The organism is Nocardia vinacea NBRC 16497 (assembly GCF_000308835.1).
Classification (GTDB): domain Bacteria; phylum Actinomycetota; class Actinomycetes; order Mycobacteriales; family Mycobacteriaceae; genus Nocardia; species Nocardia vinacea.
In genome coordinates this window covers 85,264-99,093 of sequence record NZ_BAGN01000182.1, presented here as the reverse complement: position 1 = coordinate 99,093, position 13,830 = coordinate 85,264, and the positions used below count along the sequence as shown (strand labels likewise).

Annotated in this window: 12 protein-coding genes and 1 pseudogene; 7 read left to right on the top strand and 6 right to left on the bottom strand. The window is 59.5% G+C overall.

Annotated features, from left to right (window positions below; genetic code table 11):
• Positions 1–19 precede the first annotated feature (19 nt).
• The gene (locus ON44_RS25105; protein WP_157187306.1) at positions 20–262 is read right to left on the bottom strand and encodes a hypothetical protein; all 243 of its coding nucleotides are present in this window, start codon (positions 260–262) and stop codon (positions 20–22) included.
• 154 nt (positions 263–416) lie between these two features.
• Positions 417–1,853 (bottom strand): hypothetical protein, encoded by a 1,437-nt coding sequence (locus ON44_RS47075; RefSeq protein ID WP_157187305.1) that lies wholly within the window; start codon positions 1,851–1,853, stop codon positions 417–419.
• Between the two features lie 1,872 nt (positions 1,854–3,725).
• On the opposite strand from ON44_RS47075, the gene ON44_RS25095 reads away from it, so the two are divergent.
• From ON44_RS25095 to ON44_RS25070, 7 genes are all read left to right on the top strand, one after another.
• Entirely contained in the window at positions 3,726–4,046 is a 321-nt protein-coding gene (locus tag ON44_RS25095) for a WXG100 family type VII secretion target (protein ID WP_040694642.1), read from the top strand.
• Complete coding sequence (locus tag ON44_RS25090) at positions 4,043–4,345, top strand: WXG100 family type VII secretion target (RefSeq protein ID WP_040694363.1); 303 nt, start codon at positions 4,043–4,045, stop codon at positions 4,343–4,345. The genes ON44_RS25095 and ON44_RS25090 overlap by 4 nt, the downstream gene beginning before the upstream one ends.
• A 209-nt stretch (positions 4,346–4,554) precedes the next feature.
• The gene (locus tag ON44_RS25085) at positions 4,555–4,923 is read left to right on the top strand and encodes an effector-associated constant component EACC1 (protein WP_040694361.1); all 369 of its coding nucleotides are present in this window, start codon (positions 4,555–4,557) and stop codon (positions 4,921–4,923) included.
• A 32-nt stretch (positions 4,924–4,955) separates the two neighbouring features.
• A complete protein-coding gene (locus tag ON44_RS48565; RefSeq protein ID WP_083898124.1) occupies positions 4,956–7,070 on the top strand; it encodes a caspase, EACC1-associated type in 2,115 nt (704 codons plus the stop codon).
• 188 nt (positions 7,071–7,258) lie between these two features.
• The gene (locus ON44_RS25080; RefSeq protein ID WP_157187304.1) at positions 7,259–8,689 is read left to right on the top strand and encodes a GH-E family nuclease; all 1,431 of its coding nucleotides are present in this window, start codon (positions 7,259–7,261) and stop codon (positions 8,687–8,689) included.
• An 11-nt stretch (positions 8,690–8,700) separates the two neighbouring features.
• Positions 8,701–9,153, top strand: a complete 453-nt coding sequence (locus tag ON44_RS25075; protein WP_051182419.1) for an ankyrin repeat domain-containing protein — start codon at positions 8,701–8,703, stop codon at positions 9,151–9,153.
• Positions 9,150–9,581, top strand: coding sequence for a YbaB/EbfC family nucleoid-associated protein (locus ON44_RS25070; protein WP_040694356.1), 432 nt, complete (start codon positions 9,150–9,152; stop codon positions 9,579–9,581). Before ON44_RS25075 ends, ON44_RS25070 begins: the two co-directional genes overlap by 4 nt.
• Before the next feature lie 65 nt (positions 9,582–9,646).
• Here the strand turns inward: ON44_RS25070 and ON44_RS25065 are convergent, their stop codons facing one another.
• The 4 genes and pseudogenes from ON44_RS25065 to ON44_RS25055 all read right to left on the bottom strand — a co-directional run.
• Positions 9,647–10,195: a DUF4760 domain-containing protein gene (locus tag ON44_RS25065; RefSeq protein ID WP_040694355.1), complete on the bottom strand. Its 549-nt coding sequence runs from the start codon at positions 10,193–10,195 to the stop codon at positions 9,647–9,649.
• A gap of 130 nt (positions 10,196–10,325) precedes the next feature.
• On the bottom strand, positions 10,326–11,672 hold the full coding sequence (locus ON44_RS25060; protein WP_157187303.1) for a hypothetical protein: 1,347 nt from the start codon (positions 11,670–11,672) through the stop codon (positions 10,326–10,328).
• 408 nt (positions 11,673–12,080) lie between these two features.
• Positions 12,081–12,401, bottom strand: a complete 321-nt coding sequence (locus ON44_RS53780; protein ID WP_306306518.1) for a histone-like nucleoid-structuring protein Lsr2 — start codon at positions 12,399–12,401, stop codon at positions 12,081–12,083.
• 111 nt (positions 12,402–12,512) lie between these two features.
• A pseudogene (locus ON44_RS25055) lies at positions 12,513–13,697 on the bottom strand (IS110 family RNA-guided transposase); the annotation flags it as partial.
• Positions 13,698–13,830: the final 133 nt, after the last annotated feature.

The window sequence follows — 13,830 nt, the reverse complement described above, 5'->3', positions numbered from 1 at the left end:
GGCCGCTACGCCCGCAAGCTCATTGGCGCTCATCCGATTCGGTCGAGTGCGGCCCATGTGGCGCGGGACGATTACTGCCACGCCATCGCGGGCGGATGCGAGCTTCGATAGCGCGCCGCCGTAGCCAGTAGCTCACGGCTGCTCGCCGCAGCTGCATCCGCAGATCGTCCGGATTCACGCCTTCCTCGATAAGGGCTTGCCGCTCCTCGTAGTCCATGCCGGATTCGACGGCACCCAGCCGCCATCGGTTCCGAGCTGGCATTCGGTTGTCCGCGCATGTCCTGAACGAGCTCGAGCTGTACACACCCGAGGGCATCGCGGCAGGCGGTGCCGTAGCTGATCAGCAGTAGCCGGTAGAACATTCGACGTGCTCATCGTGTACGCGCCCTCGTTCTGAGCGCTCTGCGCCGAGAGGCTTAGATCCAGCGAAGCAGCTGGAAGCCGCGCAGAGTGTCCTTTGGATACTCCAGCTTGACTGGGACGCTATTCGCGCTTAAATCTACCGTATAGAGGTCGATATCGTTGTATACGAACACGACTCTTTTCCCGTCGCTACTTACAACTGGGTTGGTGACCGTCGCTCTGTTAGAAGAGGGAAGTAGCGCTTCCTTGGGGCAGGCTGGTGTAACGTTTACCACCTTGTAGATCTGCGTTCCACCGCCGATGACGTAGGTGTTCGGCGAAACCCAGCTGACGTTACCAAATGAGTATTCACAGTTCCCTTCCGGGCTATCGTCACCGGATCCATACACACCGATCGTGCCGTCGCCTTCGCGCCATGCCCTGACTGTCGCGAATGGACCGAGAGTCTTGATCAGTTGCGCACCAGAGGTCGCACCGGACGGGAGTCGATAGACATCAAATTTGCGATCGGTGGAAACCCGTGCGTAGTAGAAGTCCCCGTTACGCCCGAAGCCAATGGAGTCGAAAGCGAAACCTTCTTCAAACGGCCCCGGCTTCTGCCCTGCGGTAACATCGGTGAATTTTCCGCTCGCTTCAACCCAGCCAGCATGACCTTGTCCATCCACGACCTTGCTCATGGCGTAGCGGTCCAATGTCGGCGAGAAGACTAACTCGTAGCTGTAGAAATATCCAGTCCATCCGGTGATGTCAAATTCTCGATACTTTTGGTACTGGCCGGTGCTTGGATTCAAGAAGCCAATCGTCTCTTTGTTGCGAATTCCATTGGATCCTTTTCCGCTGGTGAAATGAACTAATATCCCAGATTGAACCGTGCTGCTGAAGGTTGTAGTAGCAGGCATCGGTGACGTCACGCCGCCAATGAGTGTGGGTATCCTCTCGTTGCGACCATCGCTGCTTCGGTTGTCATCGCCTCCTGTAGCAACGCAAGACACAAAGAAGACGACGATCACGAGCAATAGGATTCCACCGAAAAGCACAGGCCGCGGATGCTGCTTCGTGTAGGTGATGGCTTGATTCACCGTCTTATTCGATGCTTTCAACCGCACCGTCCGGCCAGTGATTTGGCTGGCCATAACGCCGCCTTGCATCGTGCCGGTATTAGTGACGGCACCCGTGGCGACGTGCGGTGAGGGCCGCATGAGAGCGGCATTAAGCTCGGCGCCAAAGCCTGGGTCATTGGAGGCGGCTTCCTCCAGGACATGCTGCGCTTGGCGACGGGTGACCTCGGACGCGGCTCCCGTTTCCGTTGCTTCGTCAACCAGCCGTTGAATGGCTGGGTGCATGCCTAGTTTCCGGGACACAACATCCCATACCCGATCCGCAGCCGCGTCTAGCGCTTGGTCAGTGCGCCCATCCAGGTGTTTTCCGACGCGACGTGCTTTGCTGATCGCCCAGGCAATCACCATCCCGACAACGATTTCCATCGTCATGCTGTCTCCCATTTCGGTTCACTGCTCTAGCCCCCTATCTAAGAGCAAGCCGCGAGCGCTACGTCGGGTTCAGAGTGTCGGCTCGGCGTGTTACATCCAGAACAGTTGGTTTTATTTGGTGTACGTCAAAGAATTTATCTATTAGAAGGAACGATACTGGCCCGATATCGCCGCCACTAGATCTCGGTGAGCACTCTGTCGGTTTGATGCTCAGGCAGTACCGGGGCATGGATACGCTGGGCGTCGGTCGCCAGACTTATTTGTCAAAGCAAACCAGGATCACGCGTTCAAGATGCTTATTGCGCCACAGGCGGGTGCTCGTCTGGAAATTATGGTCGCACGGTTTTTGCTTCCACGAATAATTGGCCGACAGGGTCCAGTCAGCACTGGGAGTATTGAGCGCCGCGGCAATCGCTCACCGGAAAGATGCGATACGGTTCAGATCCGGCTTCTCGGAGGGGATGGCCATTTAATAGGGCTGAGGTCGCCTTATTGCAGTCACGTATCAGAACGCAAAGAATCAAGAACGCGGTCCGGCCGAGCTTGGAATCGTCACTAAGGGCACAGGTACTTGCGAGCTGCATCCTCTGATTGATGAGGCAGTCGAATTTTTCCCTCGGGGTATCCGGGCTGATGTATTAATATGCACGCTCTTAGTCCGTCGTCGAGAATTCTTCCGCGCACGCTTTTGGCCCATTTCTTGTCCTCGTCCACGAGGCCGCACACCGCTGCGGTATATCCAGAGTGATCGCCCTCCTGTAAAACCCTTACTGCGATCGGGTTGCTTTCTATGTTCTTTTTGTATTCATAGTCAGAATCAGGCACGGGCAACGGATCGCGAGGATCCTTCCGCGCTGCCAAAAGTTCGTCAATAGTGACATTTGGTTTGCCGACGTCGATACAATCTGACGCCGCAACGTGTGTCGATGCTCCGTCGTGAGTTTGCGACGTGCAGGCGAGGGGCGAGAATGCCATTGTCAGAAATACCGTCACAAGCGCTATTCGGGCGGAACACTGCCGTGGTCGCCACCACATGACGGGCGTCCTGTTCCTCGTCAGCTCTTTGCTACTTCTCGCGGACACGACTGAAGGGCGAATTCCCTCGGTCTCTCCCTCGATCACATGCTCCGTGTCCGGGTGAACACGTCGCGACAGTGCGTCGGCGACTGGGTATGTCTGATTTCGGCCATTCGTCATCGCAGCCGCCGACGCCGTCCATGTCACTAACACCTGCGGATACATTTCCCTCCTCGTGCCGCGTGGCTCCAGCGCCGTTGGCTGGCGCTTCGGCACATCGAACAGTAGCGGCCGCTGGTGCGCCGATACAATAACGACGAGCGAAATCGTGATCGTTCTGCCATCTTTTCGAGGTGTGACAACAAAAGGAGACGTAGCGGTTGCTTTGTTCGCCCAATTCTGCTCATTTGAGAGGGCTATAAGCCGAATCGATCACCACCTTACTGGAATTACTTAGATACCGACTAGTCCGAACTTGTTGATGGAAGTGGTCTGGCCAGAAGTGGATCCTGGTGTGCTAGCAGAATTTGCTCGCTAATTCCTGCTTTTAGTTGAGCCGGTGCCCCTAATCTCAGGGTCTGTTTTGTGGTTTGCTCCGAGAATAGTGATGTGAGCTGTGAGACCTGCTCATCACGCTTTTGCGATGGCGGTGCGCCATGTTGACACTCGGCCACCGGGCCTGTGCGGCTGACGTAGTTCCGCTGCGCCGCGAACCCGGCGTCACAGCTGTCCGGCGTGACAACCTCGTCAATCGGGGTCGGGCTCACAGGCACTAGGCCGCTTGTGGAACCGAACACGTCGCCACCGCGTCATATAGTGCAGATGCGATCTGTAGGCGACGGAGGGGGAGGCAGCGTGTCCGGGGAGCTCCAGGTCGAGGTTGACCGGCTGCGTGAGGCCTCGCGCTTCGTCGCCGACAAGGCTCAAGCCATTCGGGACGAGTTGACGAGCCTCGACAACACGATCGGCAAAGAACTCCTCGCAGATGATTGGCGAGGGAAGGCCGCCAGTGCCTACGACGAGTCGTGGGTGGAGTGGAAGCAGGGCGCCGATACTGTCATCGCGGCCTTGGAGGAATCCGCGGCGAACCTCTCGGAGGCTGCCAACCAGTACGAGTTGCGCGACATCGCGAACCGGGACGCGATCACCGGACTGCAGGGGTTGGATCTGCCATGACCGGTGATGATCGGTATCGGGTCGATCTTGAGCAGCTCGATGCCGCGATCGACACGATGGAGAAATTCGGTGCCACGGTGCAGGATTGGCTCGGCGAGGTCGACCGTCATATCGCTGACCTGCACCTGACCTGGTCGAGTGCAGCGGCAACCGCGCAACGTGCGGCGCATGACAAGTGGGTGGCCGGTGTCGATGAGATGGCCGAAAACCTGGATGAGCTAAGGGAAGTCGCGCGCAAGGCGTATACGAACTACTCCGCCGCGATCAGCCACAACACGCGGATGTGGCCACAATCGTGAATTGCACTCGGGCCGTTGGGGTTCGGGCGTCTCGACGAGCACAAGGTTTAGCTGGATGCGGTTGTCGCGGAGGCGGACGAGGTGAGGCGGGCTGTCGACATCAATGGCACCGGGTCAGCGCCGATGCGGTATAGGACCGCCAGAAAGTAGGACTGCTCGTTTCGCCTCAACTGCTTCCGCGACGGAGTCGAGTACGCAACGATAGCTCCATGCCGAACTCGAATGGACAGCTGTGGATTCGGACAAGCGGTAACCCGGAAAACTTAGTACAACTGCTGGACTGGTTTCGGCACGACGATGCTCTGCGTGGCCGGATCAGTCCACAAGCCGCCCAGATCCGAAGCGACGAGATGGGTGGCCTCACCGATGTTCTGGTTCTGGCCGCCAGCTCTGGAGGGATCGGTGTCGCTCTAGTTCGTTCGCTGACAGTCTGGCTCACCCATCGGCGCACCGATATCACGGTGACGGTGACGCGGGCCAACGGCGACAAGATCGAGCTGGACGCGAAACGAGTCGATTCGACCGAGGTACTACAGCAAGTCCAGAGGCTAATCGATCCGCCGGACGTCGCGTCGTGAGTCGAGTTCCTGACCGGGCTCGGTCGTGGGCGGTGTTGATCGGTGCCGGTCGGTACGTGCATTCCGAAAAATTGCCGGAAATCCCAGCCGTGACAGCAAATCTCACCGATCTGCAGCGCGTGCTGACTGAGCCCGGGTTTGGAGCATTCAGCACTGAACAGTGCGTGGTTGTTCGCGAGCCGCACTACGGCGCCCAGATCGGCGATGCCATCGGACATGCTGCCCGTCGTGCTACCGACGTTCTGTTCGTGTATTACGCTGGCCATGGCCTCATCGATCGACGCGGACGTCTGCACCTTGGGTTGACCATTAGCGATCCCGACCAGGTTGGGTGGTCCACGCTGTCGTTCGAAACCCTCCGTGAGGAAATCCTTGAGAGCCCGGCGGAGAACCGTATCCTAATCCTCGACTGCTGCTTCTCCGGCCGAGCATTCGAAGGTATGAGTGGTACAGCAGGGGCGATTGCGGGACAGGTTGAGATCAGAGGGACCTACACGATTACGTCCTCAGCGGCGAACGAAACCTCTTTCGCCCCGGCAGGAAACAAGTACACAGCCTTCACAGAAGCGTTGCTGAGTGCTGCGGCCGCACCGGGACTCACCCTCGATGAGTTGTACAGCGCAGCTGACCGCCACCTCAACATGCGGGGACGGCCACGGCCCCGACGGCGCAGCATCGATGCTACAGGCAACCTCATCCTGTTCGGCGGACCCCGCGATACCGCCACCGGAGCCGCGCGCCCTTCTCGGTCAAATCCCGTAACGCCAAGCGTCTCCCAACAGCCGTCAGTTGCATCAACCGCCGTCAACCAACGTGAACCAGAGCACGACTCTGACATCGCGCGAACATTGGTAGCTGGGGAAGTGGTCGAACAACCTAAACCAGCGCCCGAGAACGACCAACCTTCGACCGATGCGAGTCAGCTGCAAGCGCGTGGTATCGACTCTCGGCCCGATCGGTACGCGCCTGCGGCCGCTACATCGTTGCGCCCCCGCGGTAAGTCCATCTCTACGAGGTCCCGGAGGCCACGTGCACGTCCTTCCGACACTCCGGGCGCACCACCAGAAGCGGTAGCCCTACCCGATTCGGGCGAAGCGTTGGACGATCGCCAACGCCGGGGGGTGAGTAAATGGCCAAAGCGGCGCGTAACACTCCTAGGATTCCTAGTGGCGCTGGTTATCGTCGGAGGTGCTGTCTATTGGACTTATTTCGATCGAGACTCGCGACCGTGGCCGACTATCGCCATACCGTCGAAAGCTTACGGTATGGCCATCGATCCCACCACACGCACGATCTACACAGCCAATCATGATGCTGGTAATATATCCGTCATCGACGCGAATAGTAATTCGGTAAAAAGAACCATCGACGTCGGCGCGTGGAAGAACCCGAACCGCTACGAACTAGACGGTGGGCCCATAGATATAGTTGTAGATTCCAGTGCACACCTACTTTACGTGGGTAACGGACCCCAGATTCAAGTGGTAGATTCCGAGGCCGATAAAGTCATCCGAACAATCGATATCTCCCATTGGGCACACAAGCTGGCAATTGACGAATCCAGAAAAAGGCTCTATGCAATACAAGAGGGTTCCGACCGCATATCGGAAATCGACGCCACAACCGGCATCGCAACCGCAACCATAAGTGTGCCGAATGTAATGAGTATCGCCTTTGATTCGGGCATCGGTACTCTATATGCAGTTAGCTGGAAACAACCGAATGGAAAGGAAGAAGGTTCGGTATCGGCAGTCGATGTCGACACGCGACTCGTTAAGGCAACGATACCGGTTGGTATCTACCCGAAGGATATAGCGGTGGATACTAAGCTGTCCGCAGCGTACTTGGCAGATCCCTATGCGTCAGAATCCGGCGAAGTAAAGGTGATAAACAAGGCTGACAACAAGATCGCTAGCGCTATTTCTGTCTCAAAACCCCGCGATCTCGAAATCGACCCTGCTACTGGTCGGCTGTATGTCGAACACTCCGGAGGTTTCGCAGTTGTAGATACTGCTACTCAGACGGTTGTCGAATCTTTCTCACACGATTGCGCAACCTTTGGGTTCGTCGTCGACCCGGTATCGCACACGATCTACACAGCAGATGACCGCTATCAAACAGTTTCAATTATCGGCCGATCTACTTAAACGCCTACCCGCTGTATGTCCGACGCCCATGGACGCCACCAACTGGACTACGAAACAGAAGCGCGATATCGAATGCTTTGTCGGCTCCTTCACGATCTGGTCATCCTTGGCACAATGCTGATCTCATCAGTCAACCGCGCTGTGCCTGCACTGCTCGCGGCTGCGTTGACAGTCGGGATGTGGCCGTCGTGACTCCGGTGGTGGTGACGCCGACCGAGCTCCGGAAAGCCTCGGAATCATTCAAGACGCAGTGGCAGTACGCGTGGAACGACATGAGCAGCATGTTCGACATGCTCAAACAATGCGGTGGCTGCGCGGGCACCGACCGGATCGGGAAAAACTGGTCCGACGAATACGATCCTGTTGCCCAGCAGGCGATCGACGCGGCGACCAGTTACGTCATCGGCTTGGGCCAGATGCGCGACCTGCTGGAGGCCACGGCCTCCAATCATGCGAACGCTAACCAGCTTTCGGTCATCGGCGGTGCCCCGGACGATCTCGCGTTCCCGCCAGGCTCGCTGGAATGGATGAAACGCCCCGACATCCCGAACCTGTATGGCGGTGACTCGGGAACCCCGTCGTGGTGGGACAAGATCTCGGCCTATACCCAGGGGGAGGTGTGGCCCAACGGAAACGTCGACACTCTGCGCAACGCCGCCACCGGGTGGAGCTACTGCGCCGAGCAACTCGCCACGCATCTGAACTTCCAGCCGGCCCGCGACATCATCGGCGATCAGCAAACCCCCGAGGTCCAGCAGATCCTCGACCAAGTCAACCTGCTGGACAATCAGGCAAAAACCCTTGCCACGCAATTCATGACGCTGGCCCATGGCTGCGCTGACTACGCCCAATCCATCGAGGACGCCCACCACAAAATCCTGCGAGAACTCGCCGAATTCGGCGCGACCTGGGTCATCGGCGAAGGCATCATCTGGCTGGCAGCCACCGAAACGTTCGGACTGTCGGTCCTGGGAGGCAACGGCGCGCTCGCCGCCCGCGCCGCCGTGGTCGGCTCCCGCGTCGCCACAATCATCCGGGAGACCGCCCTAACCGCTCAAGCGACAGGGCTGCCCGTGGTCGCGGCCTCGGGGGCATTCATTCGGTCGGTGGAAGAGCTGACACCCCTGCTCACCTCGCAGGCCAGCCTGCTGACCGCGGAGTACGCCGGAAGCGTCAACCCGCTATCCCAAACCGATCTGAACCTGCTGTCCCGTCGGCCTTACCTGCGGCAGTCGACCAAGAATGCCGTGAACGCTGCCGCTGACAAGAAGATCGTCAACGGACAAGAGTTCTACGTCAGCGCCACCAACTCCAAGATCCTCATCCCGGTCAGCGAAACCTACGACGACGCCACGATCCTTGCACTGCCGAAACCGACGCAGCCGCCGCACAACGGCCAGTACTACCAAGCCGCCGATGGGACCCTGTATCCCGTCGAATCCAAAGCGGTCTATGGACATGTCACCGGCGAAGAGAACTGGCGCCTGCGCGATGAGGCACTGCGTGGCAACCCACCCATGACCTGGAAGGAATACTCGGACTTCTACAACGACCCGACGCACTTCCGGATCGAGGACAAGTACGGAAACTCCACCCACCGTGACGAGCTGCCGAAGTAAGGACGCCTGCTATGTGGAAGAAGAAGGACAAGACACCGCCCGTGACCCGTGATCGTGGCGGTCGCATCCCCCTGCACTACGCCGCCGCCGACCGGCATGGCGACAAGGCCGACCTCGTCGCCCAGCTGATCGCCCAGGGCCAGGACCCCAACGACCGCGACTACGCCGGGTTCATGCCACTACACGGCGCCGCCCAATTCAGCGGAGTCGAGACAGTGCGGGTACTGCTCGAGGCCGGTGCCGATATCAACGCCGTTGACGACGAAGGCAACACCCCCCTGATGTATGCAGTCCGCAGCCCATGGACCACGCCGGAAGTCGTTCAGCTGCTCCGCGACCGCGGCGGCGACCCGACCATCGCGAACCAGATCGGCGACTCCCCGCTGGCCCGTGTCCGCACGGTGGACAACAAGCCCCTCATCAAGGCGGTGTTCGCCGACCTGCTCGACGAGGACACCCCATGACCTACCTCGATGAGTGGGAACAACAGCTCCAACGCGATCTCGGCGAAATACGCAGCAGCACAGCCAAACTGGCCAAAGCTGCAGCCGCCATCCGCGGCCGCAGCACGATTCATGGGGTCGCTGTCGAGGTCGACACGGCCGGGGCGATCACCAACCTGCACATCCCGGCTGCCGCAATGAAAGGGACAAGTACCCAACTTGGCGACGCGCTGATGGAGGCCCATCGCCGTGCTCGGGCTGACGCGCAAGCCAAAGCCGAAGAGCTCATGCGAACTGCCGACCCACGCCTGCGCGCCGGGATCCAGGAACTACGGGGAGAACCCGCGCCGGCACCCGCGGCACAGCCCAAACCCATGACCGAAGAACAGATCCAGGCAGCCGACGATGCCTATTTCGAGCGCATGAACGAGCAGGGTTGGCGCGGCTAAGCACACCAACCAACCGCCACAACGTAGCGGTGCACCGTATCGACGCCGGTCACGATCGTGATCACTTACGCACGTCGACCGAGATGGCGTTGCGCCAACCGCAGCGTGGCATCTCGATTGAGGAGTTGTGGTGTGGCTCCGACGGGTATTCGTCGAGCGCGTTCTGCGAAGAATTCGAGCATTGAGAGGTTGTGTCCGTCACTGTAGGGTTTCGAGCGCTCGACCATTACATAGGGCGCGATGGCGTCCCAGATCGTCACGAATCGGTAGTGCAGCATGGCCATCGTGCTGGCCTCGTCAAGGATCCCGAGCGCGATCAAGCTGGCGAGTACCTGGAAGTAATAACCAACGTCCAGCACCGCCTCACGCATATCCTCCGGCAAGTCGCTGATCCCAGCACCGGTCGGGTTCTGACGATCGAGCTGGGTGACGATCTTCATGTAGTTGTCATGAAACTTGACGGTTCGGAACTCAGTCAGCAAATCAATCACGGCTGGAATCTGATTGGCGTCGCGTGCGAGCCGCGCCTGCTTGAAGCCGATCAAGGTAGAGGTAATCATCGTTGCGACAGATACGACGATGGCAATCGAGCCCAGAAGAATCGCGGCATCCATCAAACGGCTCCTTCGATGTCCAACCTGTGGCTAGAGGGACTACGTGTCCAGGTCAATGGCATTGCGCCACAGGCATGTTCGGAGACTGTCTGGCGACACTGTTCCGAGGTTGCGTGATTGGGATACATTCTCACGAGCGGTCACGGCCGATCTTTTCTCTGGCGATGATGGTGAGCACGACCGATATGACGGCCGTGGCGGCCACTACGAGTCGCCAATCGAGTCCGCCTGCGATGTCGGTGGAGAACAGGAAGGCGGTGATGCCGGTGACGCTGCCGACCACTCCGAATACGGCGAAGACATCGACGGTGACCCCGAGGCGTCGTTCGCGGCTAGCCGACGCTCTGGAAAGCTGTGTCTGACAGGCGCTTTGGAGCGCGGCGAGCTTGTCTTCGAGGGATCGGACGATGTGGTCGTATCGCTGAACCTCGTTGATCGCGCGCCAGGCCGGCCACAGGGGTGGACCGCGGTCGATCATCAAGCTGTCGATGAAACCGAGGGATAGGCGGACCTGATCCTGAAGCTCGAGAACGGCGAGCGCTTCGGTTTCGAGCTGCCTCGCACCGGACGAAACTCCTTGTGCGGTGAATAAATTGAAGCGTCGGTGCAGGGTCCGGTCAGCCTCGGTGAGTACAGCCAGTACCGCCCAGTTCAGATTCATGACTTCCAGGATCTGGCTCACTTCAACCAAGACTCGGCCATGCGGGTCACCGTCGACTGGGATGATTACGCTGGTGGAGATTCCCGGCATGAACACGAATCCTTGGTAGACGACCACGCTGTGGATGCTCGGGTAGAGCACCTCGACCGCCGACTTCACGTGGTCGGCCATCGCCACTGGCACCGAGGGGATGAGGAATGTCCGGTGCAGCCACAACAGCCGCTGTGGTCGTGAACGCCCTAATGTCACACCATGACCCGCGTCCGGGGTGCCGTCGTCCTGGCACCAGGCAACATCCAACACGTAGTCGGAAGCGACCGCTCGACACGCATCGCGCAGACTACGGCACTCATCAGGAAGCCAGCTATTGATCACCGCTTCGATGCGGTCCACGACCGGATCGAGTCGAATCCGCCAGTCCAGCAATGGCATCGCCTGCCCAGCCGACACGGTCAGTCTCGTCGATGCCACACCGACGCCACCGGCGTCGGTGAAGTCCACAGACACCTCATCAACGGTCCACGACAGCCCATCCAGCACGCCGCTCCGGTCTAGAGCCTGGTGCAGTCGATCGCACAGGGTTTGACCACGATGGGACATAAACCACGTGGGTACCAGCGTTGAGGAGAGCTTCGTACTCCAGTACCACTTCTCGTCACCGATCCGCTCGTAGCCCCATCCCGCGTCGAGTTCGGCGAGGCCTCGGCAGACGTCACCGACCTTCGCGTAGCCCTCGGCGGTCAATCGATCGGCGTCGATCGCGAATCCACAAAAGAACGCGCCGTTGAGGAACAAGCCCATCGAACTCGAACGCATGAATCCCCCACCACTGCAGAACGCTAATTACCATCAAAGTACCGTCGCGCCCCGCGTGGCTACAACGCCTCCGGTGCAACATTTTTCGAGTTCATTTGCCAGGAGCAGCGTGACGAGAAGTGGGGTCTGGTGCGTGTCACCACTTCGAAAATCCGGACTCGGCTTCTGTGCCGGGCTTTACGCCGCTTACCGCTAGGCAATATCTGGCCTAGCGGTTCGCCTCCTAGGCAATTAATGGTTCGTGCATCAAGGGAAAACGCTGATATTTGCGCGATCGAAAACCGGTAGTTCGCGGATGGCGTGCTAGGGGAGGCGCGGTACGCTGCGGGTTCACGTCAGGACGGAGTTTCGATGGCCGAGTGTGAGCCCGGATGGGCGCACCGCGAATGGGCAAATCTCAACGTCGGTTCACACCAAGCCATGCTCGTAGTACGCGGAGACGAGTTGAGGTGAGATCCGGCCTCGGCTGGCTACCTGATGGCCGTGACTTCGCGCCCATTCGCGGATGGCTGCGCTCGGTTGTTTTCCTACCGTAAACCTGACCTGCCGCTTGACGCCTTCATCCCCGTGGGGTATCTCCTTCGCGTGCGGCGTCCACTGCTCGAAGATTCGCCGTAGCTCGCTGGCGTTGAGCGCGGACAGGTTCATCTCGTAGCCGACGCCGTCAAGAGCGAACGACACGGTTTCCGTGGCCAGGGATCTGCCGTCGTAGTTGTCGACGAACGGCATGGTCTTCCACGGCACAGGCATTCGTTCTTGTCCGTGGTAGCCCAATTTTGAAGGACATGTGCTTGTCGCCGCCGTCTCGACGGCACAACCGGTCACTGGGCTCGGCAGCTCGGTTGGGGCTCCGCGGTAGGGCGTTCTGTCCCGGAGCATCGCCCAGAGCACATTGATTCGGCGGCGGGCCAAGGCGAGAATGGCTTGAACATGGCTCTTTCCTTCACGCCGTTTTCGCTGGTAGAAAGCATCTGCCACTGGATCCCACTGACGTGCTGTCTGCGCCGCCAGGTAGCAGGCTCGCAGGAGGCGCCGGTTGTAGTGACGGGGGCGGCGATGATTGCCGGTCACCTGTCCCGAGTCGCGAGGCACCGGCGCCAGGCCACAGAATCCGGCCAGGCGATCCGCGCTGGTGAAAGCGGCCATGCCACCGCGGGTCGCGGTCAGGAAGTCGGCGGTGAGCGACACCCCGAAGCCCGGCATACTGAGGATGATTGCCGCGTCGTCGTGCCGATACACTCGGCTTTCGATCATCGCGTCGACGCGAGCGATGTCGACATCGAGATCAAGCATCGTTTGGGCGAGCTTCGAAACCAAACTGCTTGCCAGCGCTTGGCCTGGAAAAGTGATCTGCTGGGCGTGTGCCGCAGTGACTGCGGCGGTGGCGATTGTGGACGCCTTACGGACCTCCTTGCTCTTGAGCCAGCTCACGAGCTCGTCGTGTCCGGCATCTCGAATAGCTTGCGGGGTCTGGAACCTCGTCAGCAAGATCCGTGCGCCTTTGGAGTGTGCGTAGTCGAACGTGGCTTCGAGCGCGGGGAAGTATTCGAGTAGGTGAGCGCGGATTCTGTTGACGACAGCAATTCGGTCGGAAACCAGGCTGGCACGCTCGGCAGTCAGCAGACGGAGCTCGGCAGTGATCTCATCCACTGCGTGGATCGGCCGCAGATCTCGCCGCATCCGGATGTGGTTGGCCATCACGGCCGCGTCCTTGGCGTCGGTCTTTCGCTCGCCCGACTGTGCCACGGCTGCATGGTAGAAGGTGCGTCCGTGGATATAGACCAGCCGATGGCCGCGTTCCAGCAACAATGCGATGAGAAGGCAGGCGCCGCCGCGGTTGACATCGGTCGCCCACGTTACTTCCACACCGCCAGCGAGCGCTTCGACCGAAGCGATGAGCGCGTTGAGTTCAGTCTCATCGTTGGCGACTCGTTGCGTCAGCAACTGGGTTCCATCGTCGTCGATCACCGCGCAGTGGTGCGCTGACTTACCGACATCCACTCCAGCCCAAAATCTCTGCTGCACAGCCGCATCCATCCGATTGCTGTTCTGTTCAGGTTGTGTGACAACTCGCCGGCAGGCTCCACAAAGCGCTTCAAGCGCGTCCATACGTGAGCGGTCGAGTCGCCCTTTCGCCGAGCATTGATCGGCCTTCTTG

Excerpts from the sequence above, each read along its gene's own strand:
- ON44_RS25065 (WP_040694355.1), bottom strand. The coding sequence starts at position 10,195 with ATGGATGCCGCGATTCTTCTGGGCTCGATTGCCATCGTCGTATCTGTC.
- ON44_RS25085 (WP_040694361.1), top strand. The coding sequence starts at position 4,555 with ATGCCGAACTCGAATGGACAGCTGTGGATTCGGACAAGCGGTAACCCG.
- ON44_RS25075 (WP_051182419.1), top strand. The coding sequence starts at position 8,701 with ATGTGGAAGAAGAAGGACAAGACACCGCCCGTGACCCGTGATCGTGGC.
- ON44_RS53780 (WP_306306518.1), bottom strand. The coding sequence starts at position 12,401 with ATGCCGTTCGTCGACAACTACGACGGCAGATCCCTGGCCACGGAAACC.
- ON44_RS25090 (WP_040694363.1), top strand. The coding sequence starts at position 4,043 with ATGACCGGTGATGATCGGTATCGGGTCGATCTTGAGCAGCTCGATGCC.
- ON44_RS25070 (WP_040694356.1), top strand. The coding sequence starts at position 9,150 with ATGACCTACCTCGATGAGTGGGAACAACAGCTCCAACGCGATCTCGGC.
- ON44_RS47075 (WP_157187305.1), bottom strand. The coding sequence starts at position 1,853 with ATGACGATGGAAATCGTTGTCGGGATGGTGATTGCCTGGGCGATCAGC.
- ON44_RS25105 (WP_157187306.1), bottom strand. The coding sequence starts at position 262 with ATGCCAGCTCGGAACCGATGGCGGCTGGGTGCCGTCGAATCCGGCATG.
- ON44_RS25060 (WP_157187303.1), bottom strand. The coding sequence starts at position 11,672 with ATGCGTTCGAGTTCGATGGGCTTGTTCCTCAACGGCGCGTTCTTTTGT.